The following is a 20,599-nucleotide window of genomic DNA, read 5'->3' as shown; positions in this document are numbered from 1 at the left end:
ATGTCGCAGTTTTATACGTTGTTTTTTCGTATTTGAACATTCCCTCTTTATTTCATTTACGATAAAAGAAAAATAAGGAAGGTCATACACATGGCAGTTGAAACAGAACGTGTAGGAGCCAAGGGTGGCATGGAGCACTCTTTTGGTTTTACAAGAGTAGATGAAACACAAAAACAATCCATGGTGGATGGTGTGTTTCATTCTGTTGCTGAAAATTATGACAAGATGAATGATATCTTATCATTAGGGTTACACCGTGTGTGGAAAAATTCCATGATTGCTTGGCTTTCCCCACCAGCACTTTCTCATTGGAAAGTTCTTGATGTCGCTGGCGGTACAGGTGATATTGCTTTTCGTATTCTTAATGCTTCACGCCAAAAAGCCCATGCTACAGTGCTTGATATTAACGGCTCAATGCTCAACATTGGCAAAAAGCGCGCACAAAAAAATGGTCTTGCCCCTCTGATTGATTTTGTTGAAGCCAATGCAGAAAATCTACCTTTTGAAGATCAAAGCTTTGACGCTTACACTATTGCTTTTGGAATTCGCAATGTTCCTCATATTGATCAAGCTCTTAGAGAAGCTTTTCGTGTTTTAAAGCTCGGTGGACGTTTTTTATGTTTAGAATTTTCAAATGTCGAGACGCCTCTGCTGGATAAAATTTATGATCTTTGGTCTTTCCATGCTATCCCTAAGCTTGGTCAATTTATTGCAAATGATGGTGATGCTTATCGTTATTTGGTTGAATCTATCCGCAAATTTCCTAAGCAAGATGATTTTGCCCATATGATCAAGCATGCAGGATTTTCGCGGGTATCGTACCGCAATCTCACCGGTGCGATTGCAGCGCTGCATTCAGGTTGGAAAATTTAAAAATGGTGCAAATTTCCCCTTACCTTCAATTGATGCATGCAGGATGGGTTTTAGCACGTGAAGGTGTTTTAAGTGCTCTTCCTCATGATGATCTTCAAGGATTTCCAGCGCTATGTCATCGTATAGCGAGTGCATTAGCACGACGCAAAACGAAAAAAAAACAGCGATCTGAAAATATTTCGTATGCCATTAATAAGCTTGGACCCTCTTACATAAAACTTGGTCAATTTCTTGCCACAAGACCTGATATTGTTGGGCGTGATATTGCGGAAGATTTGTCACAACTACAAGATCGTGTCCAAACATTTTCTTGCACTGCTGCTGTTGCTCAAATTGAAAGTTCTCTTGGTCGCTCTATCGATGATTTATTCATAAATTTTTATCCCCCCATTGCTGCAGCTTCTATTGCTCAAGTTCATCCAGCTGAATACAGTGATGAAACTGGTCATACGAAAAAATGTGCTGTAAAAGTTATTCGTCCTAATATCAGAGCACGTTTTTCTAAAGATCTTAGAGGATTCTATCTCATTGCTCACTTACAAGAGCGCTATATCCCTGCCTCTCGAAGGCTTCGTCCTGTTCGTGTGGTAGATACTTTAGCACAAACAACACGCATTGAAATGGATTTACGTTTAGAAGCAGCGGCTATATCTGAAATGGCTGAAAATATTCAACATGATACAGGCTTTCGGGTTCCACGTATTGACTGGGAACGGACAGGACGTAATGTTCTTACAATGGAATGGATTGATGGTATCAGAATATCCGAAATTTCCAAACTCAAAGAAGCAGGATTTGATTTGCAGGCGCTTGCCATTACGCTTATTCAATCTTTTCTTCGTCATACATTGCGTGATGGTTTTTTTCACGCTGATATGCATCCTGGTAATTTATTTGTAGATGCAAAAGGATGTATTGTTGCTGTTGATCTAGGCATTACAGGAAGGCTTGGCAAAAAAGAAAAGCATTTCCTTGCTGAAATCCTTTATGGCTTTATTACCCGTGATTATCATCGGGTTGCACGCGCCCATTTTGAAGCCGGTTATGTTCCTTCACACCATAACATTGAAAGCTTTGCGCAAGCCAACCGCGCTATTGGCGAACCAATACATGGACAATCAGCACAAAGTATTTCCATGGCTAAATTGCTCACTTTATTGTTTGAAGTCACTGAATTATTTGACATGCAAACGCGACCTGAACTTTTATTGCTGCAAAAAACGATGGTTGTCGTGGAAGGTGTTGCCCGCACATTAGACCCCACTTTTAATATGTGGAAAGCTTCTGAACCTGTTGTCAAAGAATGGATTAGTAAAAATTTGGGACCTGTAGGCGTTGCAAAAGACTTTAGTGAAGGAGCGCAAGCTCTCCTTTCGCTGGCACGCAAAACACCACAATTGGTTCAAAATTTCCAACGGATAGAAGAAGATTTCGATCAAATGAGAAAAACAGGTTTTAATCTTTCTCCTGCCACCATCAAACAAATTGCTGTCGAACAAAGTCGTAGAAACCGTTATGGTCGTTATAGTCTTTTCATCATTGCGCTTTGTTGCGTTTGTCTCACTTTTTACTTTTTTCATCTTTTCTAATTTCCTTAATATGCTAAAAATATCAACGATGAAATCATTGCAATCATTTTATTTCTTGGAGGTATTTTATGGCCAGTATTACTATTCGTAACCTGTCTCCTGAAACCAAAGAAGCTTTGCGCATACGTGCCGCGCAAAATGGTATTTCTATGGAAGAAGAAGTCCGACGCCTTTTAAGCAATCCCACTCCTCTCACCACACAACTCTCTCATACTAGTGCTGTTGAAGTGCAATCATTGAAATCAAAATCTCTCCTTCTTATTATTGGGGGAAGTATTGCATCCTATAAAGCACTTGATTTGATTCGCCGTTTACAAGAACGTGGAGCACACTTAAAAGTTGTGATGACAAAAGCAGCGCAAAAATTTATTACGCCTTTAGCTGCTGAAGCTTTAAGCAGTGGTACTGTATATACTGATTTATTTTCACGCGAAGAAGAACACGATATTGGACATATCCGATTAGCACGTAATGCTGACCTTATTATTTTAGCCCCTGCTACAGCCAATCGCATTGCAAAAATAGCCAATGGCATAGGAGATGATCTGGCTGATTGCATCCTTTTAGCGGCACGCTGTCCACTCTTAATTGCACCCGCTATGAATCCGTCCATGTGGGCGCATCCAGCCACTATTCGCAATGTTGCACAACTGCGCGCAGATGGCGTTCATATCATTGGACCAGAAATCGGAAATATGGCTGAACGTGACGAGATAGGATATGGGCGCATGAGCGAACCTTTAACGATTGTCGCTACCATAGAGGCTCTTTTGAATGTGCATGAAAAACCTCTCTCTGACCGCCATTTCATCGTTACCTCTGGCCCTACCCATGAACCAATTGATCCAGTGCGTTATCTTGCTAATCGGTCTTCAGGTAAACAAGGTCATGCCATCGCAACTGCTCTTGCGCATTTGGGTGCAAAAGTAACACTTATTTGTGGACCTGTTAATCTTGCAGACCCACAAGAAGTAAAAACCATTCATGTTGAAACAGCACAACAGATGTTACAAGCCGTTCAAACCGCATTGCCTGCTGATGGTGCCATTTTTGTCGCCGCTGTTTGTGATTGGCGCAGTCAAACGCAGTCTTTACACAAAATTAAAAAGAATGCTCATAAAATACCACCATCCCTTCATATGGTCGAAAATCCTGACATTTTAGCAATGATTGGACACGCTCCAAATCGCCCCTCATTGGTCATTGGTTTTGCTGCTGAAACATGTGATATTATTGCCAATGCGCAAAAAAAATGTGTTGAAAAAGGAGCTGATTTCATTCTTGCTAATGATATTTCTCTTCAACTAGATGGCACAAGTGTCATGGGTGCTGATACAAATCAAGTTTATCTCGTGAGTAAGGAAAAAGTTGAACAATGGCCCCATATGAGTAAACAACACGTAGCGCAAAAATTAGCAAACATGATTGTATCATTTTTTGCCCCCCAGACACCTACTCCTCATGAGGAAAATATACCCCATTTCAAATAATAACTCTTCAAATGCATTCATATTAAAACACCTTATAAAATAGAACTAACAATAGGTGTCTATCTATCTCGATTAGTATACAATATTTTGAGTTATAATGATCATCTAGCGTTGTTCATATTAAATTAGAATCCTGAATATCGTAAGATTCTCTCATTTCAACTCTCTCTCATGTTGAATCAATAAAAACCATTTTCTTGCACGTTGCAAAGAAGGATAGCCGTATGAATACAAAACGTTTAAGAAAGAACTAAAAACGCTTATAATGGACCGTCTCAAGAACAGAGCTGTCGAGCAATACTGAGAGAATGATGGTGCCCGCAGTGCTCTTTTATTAAGTGTAAAGATAGTGGTGCCCTATAAGTTTTATATTATTCACGAGAGCTTTACCCTTATACCATTCACAAGCACTGTTGGGAAATGGGTGTGACGAGCGTTGGGAAATGTTTCTTTAAAAAATTCTATTTCACCCATAGCCATCATAAAAAGTAGGATCTATTGCACCTCTGTTTCCCCAGCTTATAAAAAACAAGCTATTATTTACTTTGCCTACCATCAATTTTGAGAAAGCTCTTGCACTGGATAGAGTTTATAAAAGCATTTTCTTTCTTCAATGTTTTTATCCCCATATTAGTCCTATTTATGATGTGCAAATAAATGCTTTTGATTGTTTCATGATGAGAGCAGCTAATAAGAAAATATGACAACTTTACTTGGGGCTCTTATTCACTATGAAAAATAATGTATAAATCAATGTATTATAACATCTCAATGCAATTTGAAGCATATCTCACACTGATGCTCATAAAGAATGTAAACAAAATTCATTGCACCACTGTCTATAAGTTTATGAAACTGACGCCTTTATTATTTTCCTCAGTGATCGGTCTTTAAAATTAAATGTGTGTGTCCTCTCTCCAGCATACCAAGACCACAAAGACTAGGATTTGATCCATGATATCCTCACATTGTGATGTTTCATGAGAAGCATTTTTAGTCCTTTATCGAAAGCTTTGTATCCATACACTGGTCTCGCCTATAATGTGCAAGTAAATAATTTTTTGATGTTGAATAAAGGCTTTGAAATTAAAGAATATTTCTATATTTTGGATTCTTATTCAAGTTGAAAATGATCAATTCTCTTCATAAATTAGTGGTGTTATTATCTAAAAATTATTTGATACAGTGCACCACTTATATGAAAAGTGCTTCAATGAATTCTTACTTCATTGCACTTATAGCTTTTAAAATTCAAAATCTCATCATTTTTAATCATCAGTGGTGTCTCCCACTCTTTGCTTCTTCTCAAGAAATTACCCTTCCATGGGATATGGACAGTCAATCGCCTAAGCTTATTTTTTCCACTTCTATCATATTAATCATTCTGTTGCCCAAATCAGAATATCTACAAGCTACTACGTTACTCCTATTCCATTGAACTCAATATGTTTTGAATAAAAGCGAGAGGCAAAAGCATGCCGCCAAATAGTATAAAAGTACAGAGCATTAGGAATTGTGCAAAACAATTAAGCACGTAGATAAACGAAATTAGACAACTCTACTGAATAAATAGAAGTCAACAACTTTCCTCCCAAATAGTTCTTATTCCTTAATTTTTACATATATCATATAAACGCAATAACCTACACTCTGTACAAAAATATTAAAAATTTCTTCTACAACAGCTGCTTTTTAAATTCTTCTTGATTTTTAAAAATCAAAATTTCTATCTATTCAAACTTTATTTTAAACAAAGAAGCCTTAGCCGTTTTTTATAATGTTCTTGAAAAGAAATCTTGTAATTCAAAAAAGAAAAAACTACACCGTACATTCTTTAAATATATTTCTTGTTTTTTTTGCTTCTTTCCTTAGTTTATTAATTTATGATTTTTACTGCTGCCTATCGTGCTTTACAACGTCTTCTGACCTCGCAATATAGTATTATGATACTGAAAGCATTGGGGATTACTTTTTTCATTCTCGCCATTTTATGGTTATGTGTGCACCAACTTTTTATGTCTTACTTTTGGCCTTGGATTGCTCAGTTTTTTCCTGAACTCCCTAGTTGGGCGGGATGGATTGGTTTTAGCATGCTTATCATTTTTAATCTTGGTTTGGCTCTTTTGTTGGCTTTTTTGATTGCACCAATCGCAGCTATGATTGGTGGTTTTTTCATTGACTCTGTTGCTGAAATCATTGAAAAAGAGGATTACCCAAACGAGCCTATTGGACAAGCTTTGCCGTTTCAGCGTTCTCTTATCATTTCCTTTAAATTTGTTATTTTAAGCCTTCTTGGTAATGGAATTGCTTTTATTTTATTCTTCATACCAGGTATTAATTTAATCGCTTTTTACGTTATTAATGGTTATTTGCTTGGTCATGAATATTTCTTGTTTGCTGCTTATCGTTTTCGAACAGAGCAAGATGCACGTGCTTTTTTACATACTCATTACACAACGGTTTTTGGTGCAGGATTATTAATAGCGCTTTTTGTTTCGATTCCAATTCTTAATTTAACAACACCGCTTTTTGCAGCCGCCTTTATGACATATTTACACAAAATGCTTTCCCAAAAGACCATGGCACGCATTACACAAAAATAATGTTACTTGACTTTAAGGCTAATAAAACTTGCCAGCCAAAAAAGCATAATATAAAATTTTATGCTTTATCTTTTATTAAAGTAATATATTGATTTATAACGATAATTTATTGTTTCACAACATGAGTGAAAAACCTAAATATCATGAGGCTTTCTCATTTTAATCCTATTCATATTGGATTAATTGAAATCGTTTGTTAATATGTCATAAACGGAGGTGGTGTGTAGATAAAGGTACTTTCAAAAAGGCGTGAAATATCTTTTATGAATCCTCTCAATGCAAACATTATCGTCACATTAAAACTGGAAAAGAGTATGATGGTATCGATTTGTACCTTCTATTTCAGTAAAAATGAAGAGCATAATGTATTTTATACCATTTACGGAGAGTATATACTCTTCTGAGGACAGTCATTAAGAGAGTTTTGGTGATTATTGAAAAATGTCTTTGTAAAACAAGCACATGAATGAGTAATATAATAGCATTTTTGAGGGTATTCAATTTTAATTGTGAAAAGCGCGCGCTTTAAAGAAACCTTTTGAAAAAAATCTTGCTCTGATGATAACGTTTCGCTAATATGGTGTTATCATGTACATTATCTTAAATGGATTATTTTAGCCTTGTTAAAGCCTTATATTATAAGGTTTCTTTTCTTAAAAACTGTTGATACGAATGATTAATTGGATTTTCATTTTTATTAAAAAATAAGGGGTTTGTTAACCATCGCAAGGAGTGAATTTTAATACCAAAGTAAAAAAATAAAAATTAAAAAACAAGCTATACGTACACAGATAAAAGTATTAAATAGACTCCTTTGTTCCACCGGTAAAGCAAATGTGACTGCTTAGGTTCATATTCTTTCAAATCATGCGAAAGATGTGTAATATTTAAAGGAAGGTTATAAAGATGAACTGGATTACAAATTATGTTCGTCCTAAAATTAACTCTATATTGGGGCGCCGTGAAATTCCAGAAAATCTATGGATTAAAGATCCTACCAGTGGTGAAATGATCTTCCATAAAGATCTGGAAGCTAATCAATTTGTAGCTCCCAATTCTGGCCATCATATGCGTATCAGCGCTAAAAATCGTCTCATGCATTTTTTTGATGATGGTGTTTATACAGCTCTTGAAAATCCAAAAGTTGTAACAGATCCTTTAAAATTTCGTGACGAAAAACGCTATATTGACCGGTTAAAAGATTATCGTTCTAAACTTGGTGTTGATGATAATATTTTAAGTGCACGTGGTACGATTGAAGGCTTACCAATCATTGCGACCGTTCAAGATTTCGCCTTTATGGGTGGATCACTCGGTATGGCTTCAGGAGAAGCTATTATTAAAGCTTTTGATACTGCCATTGCCGAAAGGCGCCCGTTAGTTCTTTTTTCTGCTTCTGGTGGCGCACGCATGCAAGAAGGAACACTCTCGTTGATGCAAATGCCTCGTACAACCGTAGCGATTGAAATGTTGAAAGAAGCAAAACTTCCCTATATTGTTGTGCTGACTAATCCAACCACCGGTGGTGTTACTGCTTCTTACGCCATGCTTGGTGATATTCACATTGCTGAACCTGGCGCTATGATTGGTTTTGCTGGTCCACGTGTGATTCAACAAACTATACGCGAAACCCTACCAGAAGGTTTTCAAAGTAGTGAATATCTGCTCGAACATGGTATGATTGATATGGTTGTATCACGTTTAGAAATGAAAACAACAATTGCGCGTCTTTTACGTTTGATGATGAAACGCCCTGCTGTTTTTGACCCTTCCGATCCATCCCCAACAGACTCTCAAACATCGCTTTCTACAACAAAAGCAGCTTAAATTTATGCAACAAAACCAGATACAAAGGGTGGTGGATGATTTACTAAAAAATTATCCGAAAAAATTTGATCTTTCTTTAGAGCGTATTATTCACCTTTTAGAGCGTCTTGGTAATCCACATTTAAAACTTGCCCCTATTATTCACATCGCTGGAACAAATGGCAAAGGATCTGCCTCAGCGATTTGCCGTGCTCTTTTAGAAAGTGCAGGATACTGCGTTCATGTCTATAGCTCACCTCATCTCGTCAACTGGAATGAACGCTGCCGGTTAGGTCAAAAAGGAGGTGGTCAACTTGTTACAGAAAACCAATTGGCTGAGACAATCCGTGAAATTATAAAAGTAAATCGTCAAGAGCCGATTACTATTTTTGAAATTTTTACAGCCGCTGCCTTTATGCTGTTTAGTACACATCCAGCTGATGTTGTCATTTTAGAAGTTGGGTTGGGAGGGCGTTTTGATGCTACCAATGTCATTAACAAACCAGCTGTATCGCTTATTATGCCCATTGATTATGATCATGAGAACTTTCTTGGAAACACAATTGCTCAAATCGCTTTTCAAAAGGGGGGAATTATCAAACCAAATGTTCCAGTAGTCATCGGGAAGCAAAATTATGAAGAAACTCTTGCTACTTTAATACCCCTTGCCGATAAAAATAAAGCACCTTATTCTCTATTTGATCAAGATTATCAAAGTTATAAAGAACATGGACGTATGGTTTTTCAAAACAATCAAGGTCTCATGGATCTTTCACTTCCTAACCTTATTGGAGACCACCAAGTTGCCAATGCTGGCGCATCTCTTGAAGCAGTTTGTCAAGCAGGTTTTCAACTTTCAGAACAAACCATAAATGACGCTTTGAAAAATATTTATTGGCCCGCACGGATGCAACATCTTATCCAAGGACATTTGGTTGATCAACTGTCTCCTAATATTGATTTATGGTTAGACGGTGGTCACAATCCTGCTGCTGGAAAAGTTATTGCGGCAGAACTTACACAATGGAGAAAAAAAACAGATCGTCCCATTATTATGATTGCTGGCATGCTCAATACCAAAGATGCTGTCGGTTATTTTCGTTCCTTAGCGAACCTTGTCGATAAAATATATACGATACCGCTGATTAACAATAATGCCAGTATCTCTCCAATAAAATTAGCTGAATCAGCGCAAAAAGCAGGAATCTTTGCTACTCCACAAGCACATCTACAAGATGCTTTGCATAAGATTAGAGCCGAATATAAAGAGGCAATTGTCCTTATTAGTGGTTCCCTTTATCTTGCGGGCGATATTTTACGTGACAATAAAACACCTCCATGCTAGAAATTGATTATTTTAAAGCTTTGAAAGATAGACTTTTTAATCATGCAACTTGATTGTGCACTTTATCAACATCCTAAACTTATTACTGTTTTTGGCGGATCTGGTTTTGTAGGACGACATGTCGTTGAAACTTTGACTAAGCGGGGATATCGCGTTCGTATCGCTGTTCGTTATCCACAAAAAGCTTATTACATGCTCCAAATAGGAGAAGTAGGACAAACCCAAATGCTTAAAACGGATATCAAGCATCGTGCCTCTGTTGCACGCGCGTTGCTTGGAGCTGATGCGGCAGTGTTTTTACCTGGTAGCTTAAAACAAGCAAATCAATCGAATTTTAAAAACACACAAATTGATGGTGCTTACAATGTTGCTGAATTAACAGCACAAGCTGCTATTCCACTCATCTATATGTCCACACTTGTGGCTAACGAGAATGCTTCATGTCTTTATGCACGTGTTAAGTTTATGGGTGAACAAATCATTCATAACAAGCATCCTCAAGCAATTATTATCCGTCCATCCGTTATCTTTGGACCAGAGGATTGTTTCTTTAACACCTTAGCAGATTTGTCACGTTTTTTACCAATTATGCCTCTTTTTGGGGGTGGGCAAAGCAAATTGCAACCCGTGTATGTTGGTGACGTTGCTGAGTTTATCGCGCGCACTTTAGATGGACAGGTTGCTTGGGGAAAAAATTATGATCTTGGTGGTCCCCAGATTATCACCTTTCAAAATACTCTTGAAAATATACTCAAAATTATTCACCGTAAAAAAACAATCCTATCCATGCCCCTTTCTGCTGGTCTATTGATTGGAGGAATTTTGGGAACTATCGGTAAATTGCCTTTTGTACCAACACTCGTAACAGCCAATCAGATACGTTTTTTGCAAATGGATAACATTGTTTCTAAAGAGGCTATAGAGAATGGATATACTCTAGAAGGTGTGGGAATTACCCCCAGAGCAATGGCTGCATTCTTGCCAAGTTATCTTTGGCGATTTCGTCCACATGGTCAATTTTCCCAAAACTTACTCGTCTAGAATAAATTTTTCCAAAACTGAGTTAATTATTTGATTTATAATTCATAGCTCGTTGTTCGCGGTTCTAAAATCAGAGTGCTCAATAGAGTAATGTCTTTGCATTTTTAATGCTCTATTCAGTATCACAAAAAATGTTTAATCGTATATCTATAGTATTTTGATAAAAATCGTTGAAAACAGGAGAAAAGCACTTCCTATAAACTGTCTTTATCCAAGAACAGATGCAACATTGGAATCCTAAAGAACCGATTCTGAATTGCCTATTCATAAATATGATAACCTATGGCTTTGCATTATATTATTTTGGTAGAAAGCTTAATAATGAGATTAAAGTAAGGTAATACTTCCTTTTTCAACAACCGCATAAGCGAGTAGAATACTCGTATACTACTTTCGATATTATCCCATAAAAAATCGATATAAAAACTGTGAAGCAATGCACAATTTTTATTATTTAAAAGGTATTCTCTCTGGAGATTTTTAAAAGCTTTAACGTTACGTGAAAAGGATAGAGTTTTGTTTATATAATAAGACTTATCATGGAGATCTCTTATTCTGTCAGTAACATCATCACTCAGATTCATAAATGCATATTTGTTGCACAAATTTATGAAGATTTTAAAAGAGCTTTTTCACATAAAGAAGTCCTCTTCTTGTCTTGCATTTTTTTTTAATTTCTCCTACCGTCTTGGAAAAACTTATTTTAAAGGAATAAAGAATGGCAGCTCAAGATTTTGTTGTCAAAGATATTGCACTTGCCGCTTATGGTCGTAAAGAACTTGATATTGCTGAAACTGAGATGCCTGGTTTGATGGCTTGTCGTAAGGAGTTTTCCTCTAATCAACCTTTGCGCGGAGCGCGTATTTCTGGCTCATTGCACATGACAATTCAAACAGCTGTTTTAATTGAAACATTAAAAGCTATTGGCGCCGATATACGGTGGAGCTCTAGTAATATTTTTTCTACGCAAGACCATGCAGCAGCAGCTATCGCCGCAACTGGTATTCCTGTATTCGCCGTTAAGGGTGAAACATTGGAAGAATATTGGACTTATATAGATGCAATTTTCCAATGGCCAGATGGTAATCCTTCCAATCTTATTTTAGATGATGGAGCTGACGCCACAAACTATATTTTAATGGGAAGTCGTGCAGAACAAAATAAAGATATCCTATCGCATCCCAAAACAGAAGAAGAAGAAATTTTTTTCAAACAAATACAAAAGCGTATGGATGCAACGCCAAGATTTTTTACACGACAGCGTGCAACAATTAAAGGTGTAAGCGAAGAAACCACAACAGGTGTAAACCGTCTTTATCAGTTACAAAAAGAAGGGCTTCTGCCTTTTCCTGCTATTAATGTCAATGATAGCGTCACTAAATCAAAGTTTGATAATAAATATGGATGTAAAGAATCATTGGTCGATGGTATTCGACGTGGAACAGACGTGATGATCGCTGGTAAAACTGCCATTGTCTGTGGTTATGGTGACGTAGGAAAAGGTTCAGCAGCATCTCTTTCTGGTGCTGGGGCTCGTGTTAAAGTAACAGAAATTGATCCTATTTGCGCTCTTCAAGCAGCTATGGATGGCTATGAAGTTGTTAATTTGGATGATGCTGCTTCCAGTGCTGATATTATCATCACGACAACAGGCAATAAAGATGTTGTTCGTTTAGACCATATGCGACAAGTAAAGGATATGTGTATTCTTGGAAATATTGGTCATTTTGATAACGAAATCCAAGTCGCAGCCCTTAGAAATTTGCCATGGACAAATATTAAACCACAAGTTGATATGATCACCTTTCCCGATGGAAAACGCATCATTTTGCTCTCTGAAGGGCGTTTGTTAAACCTCGGGAATGCGACTGGGCATCCCTCTTTTGTCATGTCAGCCTCGTTTACTAATCAAGTTTTAGCGCAAATTGAACTTTTTACCCGTGCAGAACACTATACAAATGAAGTCACTGTTTTGCCTAAACATCTTGATGAAAAAGTTGCACGTCTACATCTTGACCGGTTAGGAATAAAATTAAGTGTTTTATCAGAAGAACAAGCCGCTTATATTGGAGTCACACCACAAGGACCTTATAAACCAAACCATTACCGTTACTAAACATTTCCTTGGGTTAAAAAAGGGAAAGATGTCGTGCGCAGCTTTGGTGACTATAACCCCAAAGAAAAAGCTCAAAAAATGATTCGAATCTATGCGTATATATTTTGCCTTTTTTTCTTTTTTTCTCCAACATGCGCTGTTGCTCAGCCACTGGAAGGTTATCTACCATTTTTCTTCACTTTACTAGATGGTCCATGGCTGCTTTTAGCGCTGTGTGGAGGAATTTCTTGTGCTTCACTTCTCACGTGCCTAGCTGTTATTATGCGTGCAAAAAAAACTGCACAGAAGCCTTTGAAGATAATTCAGGCAAATTTTTCTGAAAAACTTAAATATTATGAATGGCTTCTGGAAGAAACCGAGCAATTCCTTCTTATTTGGGAAAATCCAACAACCTTACCCCGTGTCGTTGGTGCCCTTTCTGCATTGCAAAAAATAGGAATCGATCAGAAAGATTTTCAGCGTTTTGAGCTCTGGGTTGAAGAAAATTCTCTGCGAGAACTTGATTATGCATTGACTCAACTACGTTGTAAATGTCACCCTTTTGATCTTTCTATCACCACCACAAACAATGTACTGCTGCAAGTTACAGGAGTTATCGCAGGAACAGTCGCTATTGCTCGTTTTCAAGATATCTCAAAACAACAGAGTGAAAATGCTCGTTTACAGAAAGATATCGCCCGCCTTCTTACTGAACTGAGAATGCAGCGTAATCTTCTTGATCTTATTCAAGAGCCCGTATGGATAAAAGATTGTGAAGGAAAAGTTTGTTTTATAAATCGCGCCTTTAGAGAAATGACAGACTTTCGTGAAGACAGTGATGAAGTGGGGGATCTTTTCAATGAAAATACACAACGTAAAACAGATGAAACAGAAACAATTTTTCAAGAACATGTTCACACAGTTATTGATGGAGAACGACATCGTTTTCATCTCACACGTATTACAACAGCCGAAGGGATGGCAGCTTTTGCGCGTGATGACAGCGCATATGAAAATCTTGCTCATGAATTAAGTTATGTTCTTCAAAGCCATTGTGAAACACTTGACCAAATTTCAACAGCTGTAGCTATTTTTGATACAAACCAAAAATTAAAATTCTGTAATCATGCTTTTAAAATTTTATGGCCGTTGGAGACTTCCTTTTTAGAAAGTGAACCAAGCCATACATTATTTCTTGAACGTTTACGTGAAAAAGGGCTCATTGCTGAACACCCCGATTGGCGCGCGTGGAAAGAAGAACTTTTTAAAGCCTATCGACAAACAGAATCGAACCAACAAATTTGGAATCTTCCAGATGGGCGTACGGTGCGTGTTATCTCGAACCCTCATCCACAAGGAGGTGTCACTTGGCTTTACGAAAACCTTACAGAAAAAATTGATCTTGAACGCCGTTATAATACACTTATTAAAATACAAGGTGAAACACTTGATAAACTTTCCGAAGGCGTGGTTGTTTTTGGTACTGATGGGCGCCTTCGTTTATCGAATCCTGCCCTGTCGAAATTGTGGTCGCTTCCCTATAATTTACTGGTAGAAGGGACCCATATTACACAGTTACAAAGCCATTGTTCAGCCTTAACCTTAGGACAAGAATGGGATCAATTTACCAAATTCATTACCGGTTTTGCTGAAAAACGTGAAACATATTCAGGTCGTATAGATCTTAAAAATGATATGATTATTGACTATACTCTGGTCCCTCTTCCCGATGGACAAACGATGCTTACTTTTGTGAATGTTACGGACACTGTCCATGTTGCGCGTGCTCTTCAAGAAAGAAATGAAGCATTAGAAAGTGCTGATCGTTTGCGTAATGAATTTGTTCAACATGTTTCCTATGAATTGCGTACACCTCTCACCAATATTATTGGATTTTCGGATATTTTACGTGATCAAATTTTCGGCTCTATCAATAAACGTCAACAAGAATATCTTGGGCATATTCATTCAGAATCAGGAACTCTTTTAAATATTGTTAACGATATTCTTGATCTTGCTACCCTTGATGCAGGCATTATGGAGTTGGACATAAAATCGGTTAATATTGCAGATGCTATGATACAAGCAGTAACACGTATAGAAGATCGCCTTAATGGACGCCATATTACGCTTTTACAACAAATTTCTCCTTCCTTAAATTCCATTTCTGCTGACGAAAAACGCTTGCATCAAATTTTTGTGAATGTGCTGAGTAATGCTATTAATTTTGCAACGGAAGCGAGCACTATTGAATTTTGCGTCGATGAACAAGATGATAATATTGTCTTTAGCGTTCACAATGAAGGCTCTGATATTCCAAAAGACGTCCTTGATCGTATTTTTAAACGTTTTTCTTCTCATTCACACCATGGCGGGCGTGCAGGAGCGGGTCTTGGCCTTTCCCTTGTGAAGAGTTTCGTTGAACTACACGGTGGACATGTTGAGATTCTTACCGGTTCTGGAAAAGGAACAACAGTTAAATGTTTTTTCCCACTTCCCAAAGGAGATAAGATTTTTTAATTTCAATCTTTATTATAACAAAAATTTTTCATCCATTTCATGGAACTCTTAATGAATTTTAGTTTTTTTCTTGAAAATGAAGAGGCAACAAAGCTTTTTGCACAACATTTAACCCTTTCTTTAAAGCCGGGGGATCTTGTAACGTTGCAAGGAGATCTTGGAACTGGAAAATCAACTATTGCACGTACAATCATCCAAACACTTGCGAATGATAACACTATGGATGTTCCAAGCCCTACTTTTACTCTTGTGCAAAGCTATCAACTTCCACAGTTTGAAATTATTCATGCTGATCTTTACCGCCTTTCTATGGCAGAAGAAATTGATGAATTAGGGCTTCATGAAGCTCGTGAGAAAAATATTTTGCTTGTTGAATGGCCAGAAAGAAATACAGCTCTTTTAGAGCTTGCCACTTTTGCACTCACCTTACACTATAAAGAACATGGGCGTCATGTAACACTCAGATCAGCACAACATTCCATTGAACGTTTGCAACAGTCTTTTGCAATTCGTACATTTTAAAAAAACATCGACATGAGCATGGACCTCATCATTTTTTAATTGATAATACCTCTAATACGTACCGAAATTTGAAATGATGAACAACATAAAGAAGTCCCTCATGGCGGATCAACCATGAAGATGAGACGAAATACTGACTCTTTTATATAACAATGACATAAATTGCAAAGGACATCCGTTAATTTATAGGAATTTATCAATTTATTTTAGAGAATGTTTTTTGCCTTTCATATTTTTGGTAAAGGCTCCAAAAAAATCTTTTGATTCTAGAGAATAGTACAAGAGAATTTTAAATTGAAGTGGTAACCCTTTAGAAGAGCATTATATAATCTGTAGTGAATTGCTTACTTCTTTCTGCTTAAAAATTGTGAACTTCAGAAAAGTAATTTGCAAAGTTTTTTCTTAAAATCTCCTTATTTCTAGATTGATATTGCCTTTTTATGTGTTGAAAGCACTATCTATCTCAATAGTCTTATTCAAGAAGAAAATACCTCTATGAAATTATCATTCACCCAATATTTTTGACGCGCATATAAGGAAAGAATTGCCTATATTCTTCATACAGGGCAATTTTTTATAAAAAATAGTCAATTGAATCATGCATAAAAGTATGAATTCTTAAATTCATTTAACATTTTGATTTTATTATCTTTTTATTATAGTATAATGCAAAAAAGAATGTTTAAAAATCAAAAGGAGAGACAAAGCTTCTCTCCTTTATAGTGATTATATGTGGAATTAACTAAGCCCATCTTTTATCCATTCAGAAAGACGTCCTTTAGAGGTAGCGCCAACCATATTCGATGAAATATTTCCATTTTTAAACATTAATAATGTAGGGATAGAACGTACTCCGTATTGGGTAGCCAGTTCTGGATTTTCATCAATATTTACCTTAGCAATTTTAACTTGATTTTGCATTTCTATTGAAATTTCATCCAAAATTGGAGCAATCATTTTGCAAGGGCCACACCATTCTGCCCAAAAATCAACCACAACAGGGGTGGAAGAGGTTAGAACTTCACTTTCGAAATTGTCCTTATCAACTTTTATACACGTCATTGATTTATCCTTTATATTCACTTTTTATAGATTGGTATGATAACAATTCATATCAAGTTATTGCAAAGATAAATTATTAAAGGACTTTTTTACACCAGAGATTGTGTATTGTGTTTGTTTGGGCGATTTTATGAAAGTAAAAAAGTGTAAGGATACTTTGAAGGAAAGGAGTAACTTATAAGGCAACTTCACCAAGAAATGCCTCGAGTTTTTCTGGAGAAAGTTTAAAAATTTTGGCTTCTTTACTGTAGATAAGCAGAGCTTGGATATCTTTATCGGGATGAATAGCTTGCAACAATTTTCGGTAAAGAGCCATTTGCAACCAGTGATGGGAAGCAATAGCAGCTTCATTTTCTGGCGGGGTTCCTGTTTTAAAATCAGCAAAGATAATGCTGTTTTGCGTGATGTAGAGACGGTCAATTTGACCAGAAATTGCTTGTTCTTTTCCACGAATTTTCACTATACCCATTAAGGAGACCTCAGCACGTGAATGCTCAGAAAAAAGGGGCTTGAGGTAAACGTGATCTAATATTTTCCAAACATGGCGAAGAGCATCTTTTCTTTGGCTCTCATACCAATGAGAGGCTTTGATATTGAGATAGTTTCGAGCATAGTCTCGACGTTTTTGTAGGGGATAATCGGGTAAATATTGTAACAATCGGTGAACGATATTACCATATTCAATGGAAAAAGCTCTGTTAGTATTTGTTGCTCCTAAAACAGGGGAGGTGGTAAGCTGTTTTGGACTTGAGGACAGCTCTGTATCAGCTTCAATGGAAAGGCTCGCGACTGAGGGTTTTAACGGTTTTGGTAGCACTGGTTCTTCTGGTACTTTATGGGAGAAAAAAGCAGGCAAAGGTGGTAAGGTTTGGCATTCAGCGCAAGGGACTTTTGGGTTTATAGAAGCAGAGGAAGGAGATGTAATACAATAACGCCAAGCTGCAATATCTTCCGCAGAATCTTTTATAGCAAGAGCATGCGGTTCGAGGGCTTTTTTTACCAGTTGTAACCATGTATGAGATTGCGTTTTCTGGCCTTTATATCCACAAATAAACAAGCGATCTTCAGCACGTGTCATTCCTACATAAAGAAGGCGCCTATATTCTTCTTCTGCACGCTCTTTTAAATGTGAAATTGCTTGTTTAGAGGGTTTTGTATCAAAATTTTCATTGGGGCGCCAAATAAAGGCTTGTTTTCCATTCCATTGTGCATTGTTTAAAGAAACTTTAAGCAAGTGAGGCGCATGCTGAGGATGCCAAATCGCACTACCAGGATCGACCAAAAACACAATAGCAGCCTCTAGTCCCTTTGCAGCATGAACAGTCATGATGCGGATTTCTTCATTATTTTGTTCAAATTCACGTTTAATTTCTGGTTCGCTTGCACTTAATGTTTCTAAAAAAGCTTGTAATCCTGGTAATCCTGTTTTTTGAATAGTGAGCGTATAATCCATAAAAGCATCGAGCACATCATTTGCTTCAGATCCTAAACGAGACAGAATTTTTTGTCTTCCCTTATCATTATTCAAAATATGGCTATAAAACTCGAAAACCGGTATTTTATCCACTAAAGCGCGATAATGGTTTAGCTTTTCAAAAGCATCTTTAAAAGATGCCTGCGATGATGCGTGCGTAAATAAGCTTTGCCAAAGAGAGCCGGTGCGGTGTGCAGCAAGCTGATAGAGTTCCTCTTCACTAAGAGCAAAAAGGGGGCTTTTTAAAACACAAGCAAGAGAAAGATCATCTTGTGGCTGCAAAATAAAACGCGCAAGCGCCATTAAATCACGAATACTAATATGTTTGGTAAGCTGTAAACGATCAGCCCCTGCTACGGGAATATTGCGGTGTTTAAAAGCACGAGAAAGAGCTGAGACAAATTGATCACGTTTACGAACCAAGATCATAATATCACTTGCACGTATTAAGCGTCCTTTTGCTGGAAGCATTTCACCTTTTTGTAACCAGTTGGCAATAGTTTCAGCAATTTTTTCTGCTAAACGAACTTCAGGGGTATCTAAATGATCAACGCTTAAATGCCAATCATGAGGAAATTCACTCGTCTCTTGGGAAATAGCATCCCATATAACAACTTCACCGGGACTATGAACACGAATAGCTTCATGCACCGTTTTTGTATTTTCTGCCGAAAGTCCTTTGTAGTTTTCTGGTGTTTCAAAAACAATATCAACGCTTTTAAGAACATCCGCTGTAGAGCGAAAAGAGTAATGCAGTTGTATTTTTTCAAATTGCTGATTTGTTTGCTGCACTTTTTTTTGAATGATTCGTCCATTTTCAGCAAAATTTTCTGGAGCTGCGCCTTGAAAAGAATAAATAGATTGCTTTTCATCTCCAACAGCAAAAAGAGTCCGTATATTTGTTCGTTGGCTATAACCTGAGAAAAACTCTTGTGCCAACAGTTGAATAATTTGCCATTGCTCAGGATTAGTATCTTGTGCTTCATCAAGTAGAATGTGATCAAGACCACGATCAAGTTTATAATGCACCCATTGGCTTGCACCTTTACGCTGTAATAAATGAAGTGTACGCTCAATAAGATCGTCAAAGTCTAAGAAGCCATTGGCCTTTTTTAGATTCGTGTAGATTTTGAGATAAACAGCACATAACTGAAAAGCAGCCATATTGAGAGTAGCAACTTTTGCACATTGATATTTCTCTAAAAGAATAGAAAGCTTGTTTTGTTTATCTTCAAGCATTTGTTGAATAAAAGGCCAAATTTGGTCTGACTTTTTACGAGATAAATGTGAAAACTTACGTGGCTCACCTTTTATTGTAAAATAAATATCAGAAATAATATTGAGAATATTTGTCTCATCATGCACCTTTTCTAATTGGGAAAGTTTTTCCACCATATCCTTGCAGCTTTGACTACCATTGGTTTCACAATGGTTAAGAGCATAAAGAGGAAGGCGCGCTGTCTGTTTAATTTGTTCCAATAGACATTGGTTTGTTTCATCTGGCGCTAAGTTAAAAAGTGCACGCAATTTTTCTTCTCCATTTTCAGATAGAAGAGAAGATAAAAAATCAGATAATTTATGTTGCTTTTCCGTTGCTTCATAGAGCAATTGATTAAAAGTATGTTCGCTAATAACTTTAAATAACTGTTGTAAAGCAGGCTGTACATCACGACGAGCTAAAAGTTGGCGACGAGATTCTTGTAGTAATTTTTTTCGACTGATATCATCGGGAAGTTCAAAATGCCCTGCAATATTGGCTTCTAACATGAATTGATGCAAGAGAGATTCACAAAAAGCATGAATCGTTTGGATTTTTAAGCCTCCAGGCGTTTCGAGAGCACGCGCGAAGAGTTGTCGTGCATAAGTTAGTTTTTGCGCATTAACAGTTTTTTTTTCAAACCGTGTTAAGGTTTCTTGCAGCTGTGCGTCATCGAGTTCATTCCAACTGGAAAGCGTGCGAAAAATTCGTGATTGCATAACAGCAGCAGCAGCTCTTGTATAAGTAAGGCATAAAATACGTGCTGGAGGCGTACCGTTTAAAAGCAAACGGATAACACGTTCACTTAAAACATGGGTTTTTCCAGATCCAGCATTTGCAGAAACCCACACGTTTTTTTGGGGATGTGTTGCCGTTGCTTGTGCATCAAGAGCGGCTTCAGGAATAGAAAAAATCGTCATG

At 37.1% G+C, this 20,599-nt stretch carries 12 protein-coding genes; 10 read left to right on the top strand and 2 right to left on the bottom strand.

Annotated elements, in window-relative coordinates; translation table 11 throughout:
• Window positions 1-90: 90 nt before the first annotated feature.
• The 10 genes from ubiE (at window position 91) to tsaE (ending at window position 15,884) form a co-directional block, all read left to right on the top strand.
• A complete protein-coding gene (ubiE, locus tag ACFIJ9_RS00685) occupies window positions 91-873 on the top strand; it encodes a bifunctional demethylmenaquinone methyltransferase/2-methoxy-6-polyprenyl-1,4-benzoquinol methylase UbiE (protein ID WP_375635382.1) in 783 nt (260 codons plus the stop codon).
• Between the two features lie 2 nt (window positions 874-875).
• Window positions 876-2,462 (top strand): 2-polyprenylphenol 6-hydroxylase, encoded by a 1,587-nt coding sequence (gene ubiB / locus ACFIJ9_RS00680; protein WP_375635381.1) that lies wholly within the window; start codon window positions 876-878, stop codon window positions 2,460-2,462.
• A 68-nt stretch (window positions 2,463-2,530) separates the two neighbouring features.
• Entirely contained in the window at window positions 2,531-3,952 is a 1,422-nt protein-coding gene (gene coaBC / locus ACFIJ9_RS00675) for a bifunctional phosphopantothenoylcysteine decarboxylase/phosphopantothenate--cysteine ligase CoaBC (RefSeq protein ID WP_375635380.1), read from the top strand.
• A 1,883-nt stretch (window positions 3,953-5,835) separates the two neighbouring features.
• Window positions 5,836-6,555 carry a sulfate transporter family protein gene (locus ACFIJ9_RS00670; protein ID WP_375635379.1) on the top strand — a complete coding sequence of 240 codons (720 nt, stop codon included), beginning with the start codon at window positions 5,836-5,838 and terminating at the stop codon, window positions 6,553-6,555.
• Between the two features lie 906 nt (window positions 6,556-7,461).
• Window positions 7,462-8,382 carry an acetyl-CoA carboxylase, carboxyltransferase subunit beta gene (gene accD, locus ACFIJ9_RS00665; RefSeq protein WP_375635378.1) on the top strand — a complete coding sequence of 307 codons (921 nt, stop codon included), beginning with the start codon at window positions 7,462-7,464 and terminating at the stop codon, window positions 8,380-8,382.
• Between the two features lie 4 nt (window positions 8,383-8,386).
• A complete protein-coding gene (locus tag ACFIJ9_RS00660) occupies window positions 8,387-9,706 on the top strand; it encodes a bifunctional folylpolyglutamate synthase/dihydrofolate synthase (protein ID WP_375635377.1) in 1,320 nt (439 codons plus the stop codon).
• A gap of 42 nt (window positions 9,707-9,748) precedes the next feature.
• On the top strand, window positions 9,749-10,747 hold the full coding sequence (locus ACFIJ9_RS00655) for a complex I NDUFA9 subunit family protein (RefSeq protein WP_375635376.1): 999 nt from the start codon (window positions 9,749-9,751) through the stop codon (window positions 10,745-10,747).
• Between the two features lie 718 nt (window positions 10,748-11,465).
• On the top strand, window positions 11,466-12,863 hold the full coding sequence (ahcY, locus tag ACFIJ9_RS00650; protein ID WP_375635375.1) for an adenosylhomocysteinase: 1,398 nt from the start codon (window positions 11,466-11,468) through the stop codon (window positions 12,861-12,863).
• Between the two features lie 33 nt (window positions 12,864-12,896).
• Window positions 12,897-15,362, top strand: a complete 2,466-nt coding sequence (locus ACFIJ9_RS00645; protein WP_375635374.1) for a PAS-domain containing protein — start codon at window positions 12,897-12,899, stop codon at window positions 15,360-15,362.
• 51 nt (window positions 15,363-15,413) lie between these two features.
• Window positions 15,414-15,884, top strand: a complete 471-nt coding sequence (gene tsaE / locus ACFIJ9_RS00640) for a tRNA (adenosine(37)-N6)-threonylcarbamoyltransferase complex ATPase subunit type 1 TsaE (protein ID WP_375626156.1) — start codon at window positions 15,414-15,416, stop codon at window positions 15,882-15,884.
• Window positions 15,885-16,622: 738 nt separating this feature from the next.
• On the opposite strand, the gene trxA is transcribed toward tsaE, so the two are convergent.
• A complete protein-coding gene (gene trxA / locus ACFIJ9_RS00635) occupies window positions 16,623-16,946 on the bottom strand; it encodes a thioredoxin (RefSeq protein ID WP_375635373.1) in 324 nt (107 codons plus the stop codon).
• 175 nt (window positions 16,947-17,121) lie between these two features.
• Entirely contained in the window at window positions 17,122-20,598 is a 3,477-nt protein-coding gene (addA, locus tag ACFIJ9_RS00630; protein WP_375635372.1) for a double-strand break repair helicase AddA, read from the bottom strand.
• Window position 20,599: the final 1 nt, after the last annotated feature.

This window comes from Bartonella sp. MR90HLJMH (genome assembly GCF_042194115.1).
Lineage (GTDB): Bacteria > Pseudomonadota > Alphaproteobacteria > Rhizobiales > Rhizobiaceae > Bartonella > Bartonella grahamii.
Note: the sequence above shows the minus strand (reverse complement) of the source record. Positions and strands in the feature narration are given on the sequence as shown.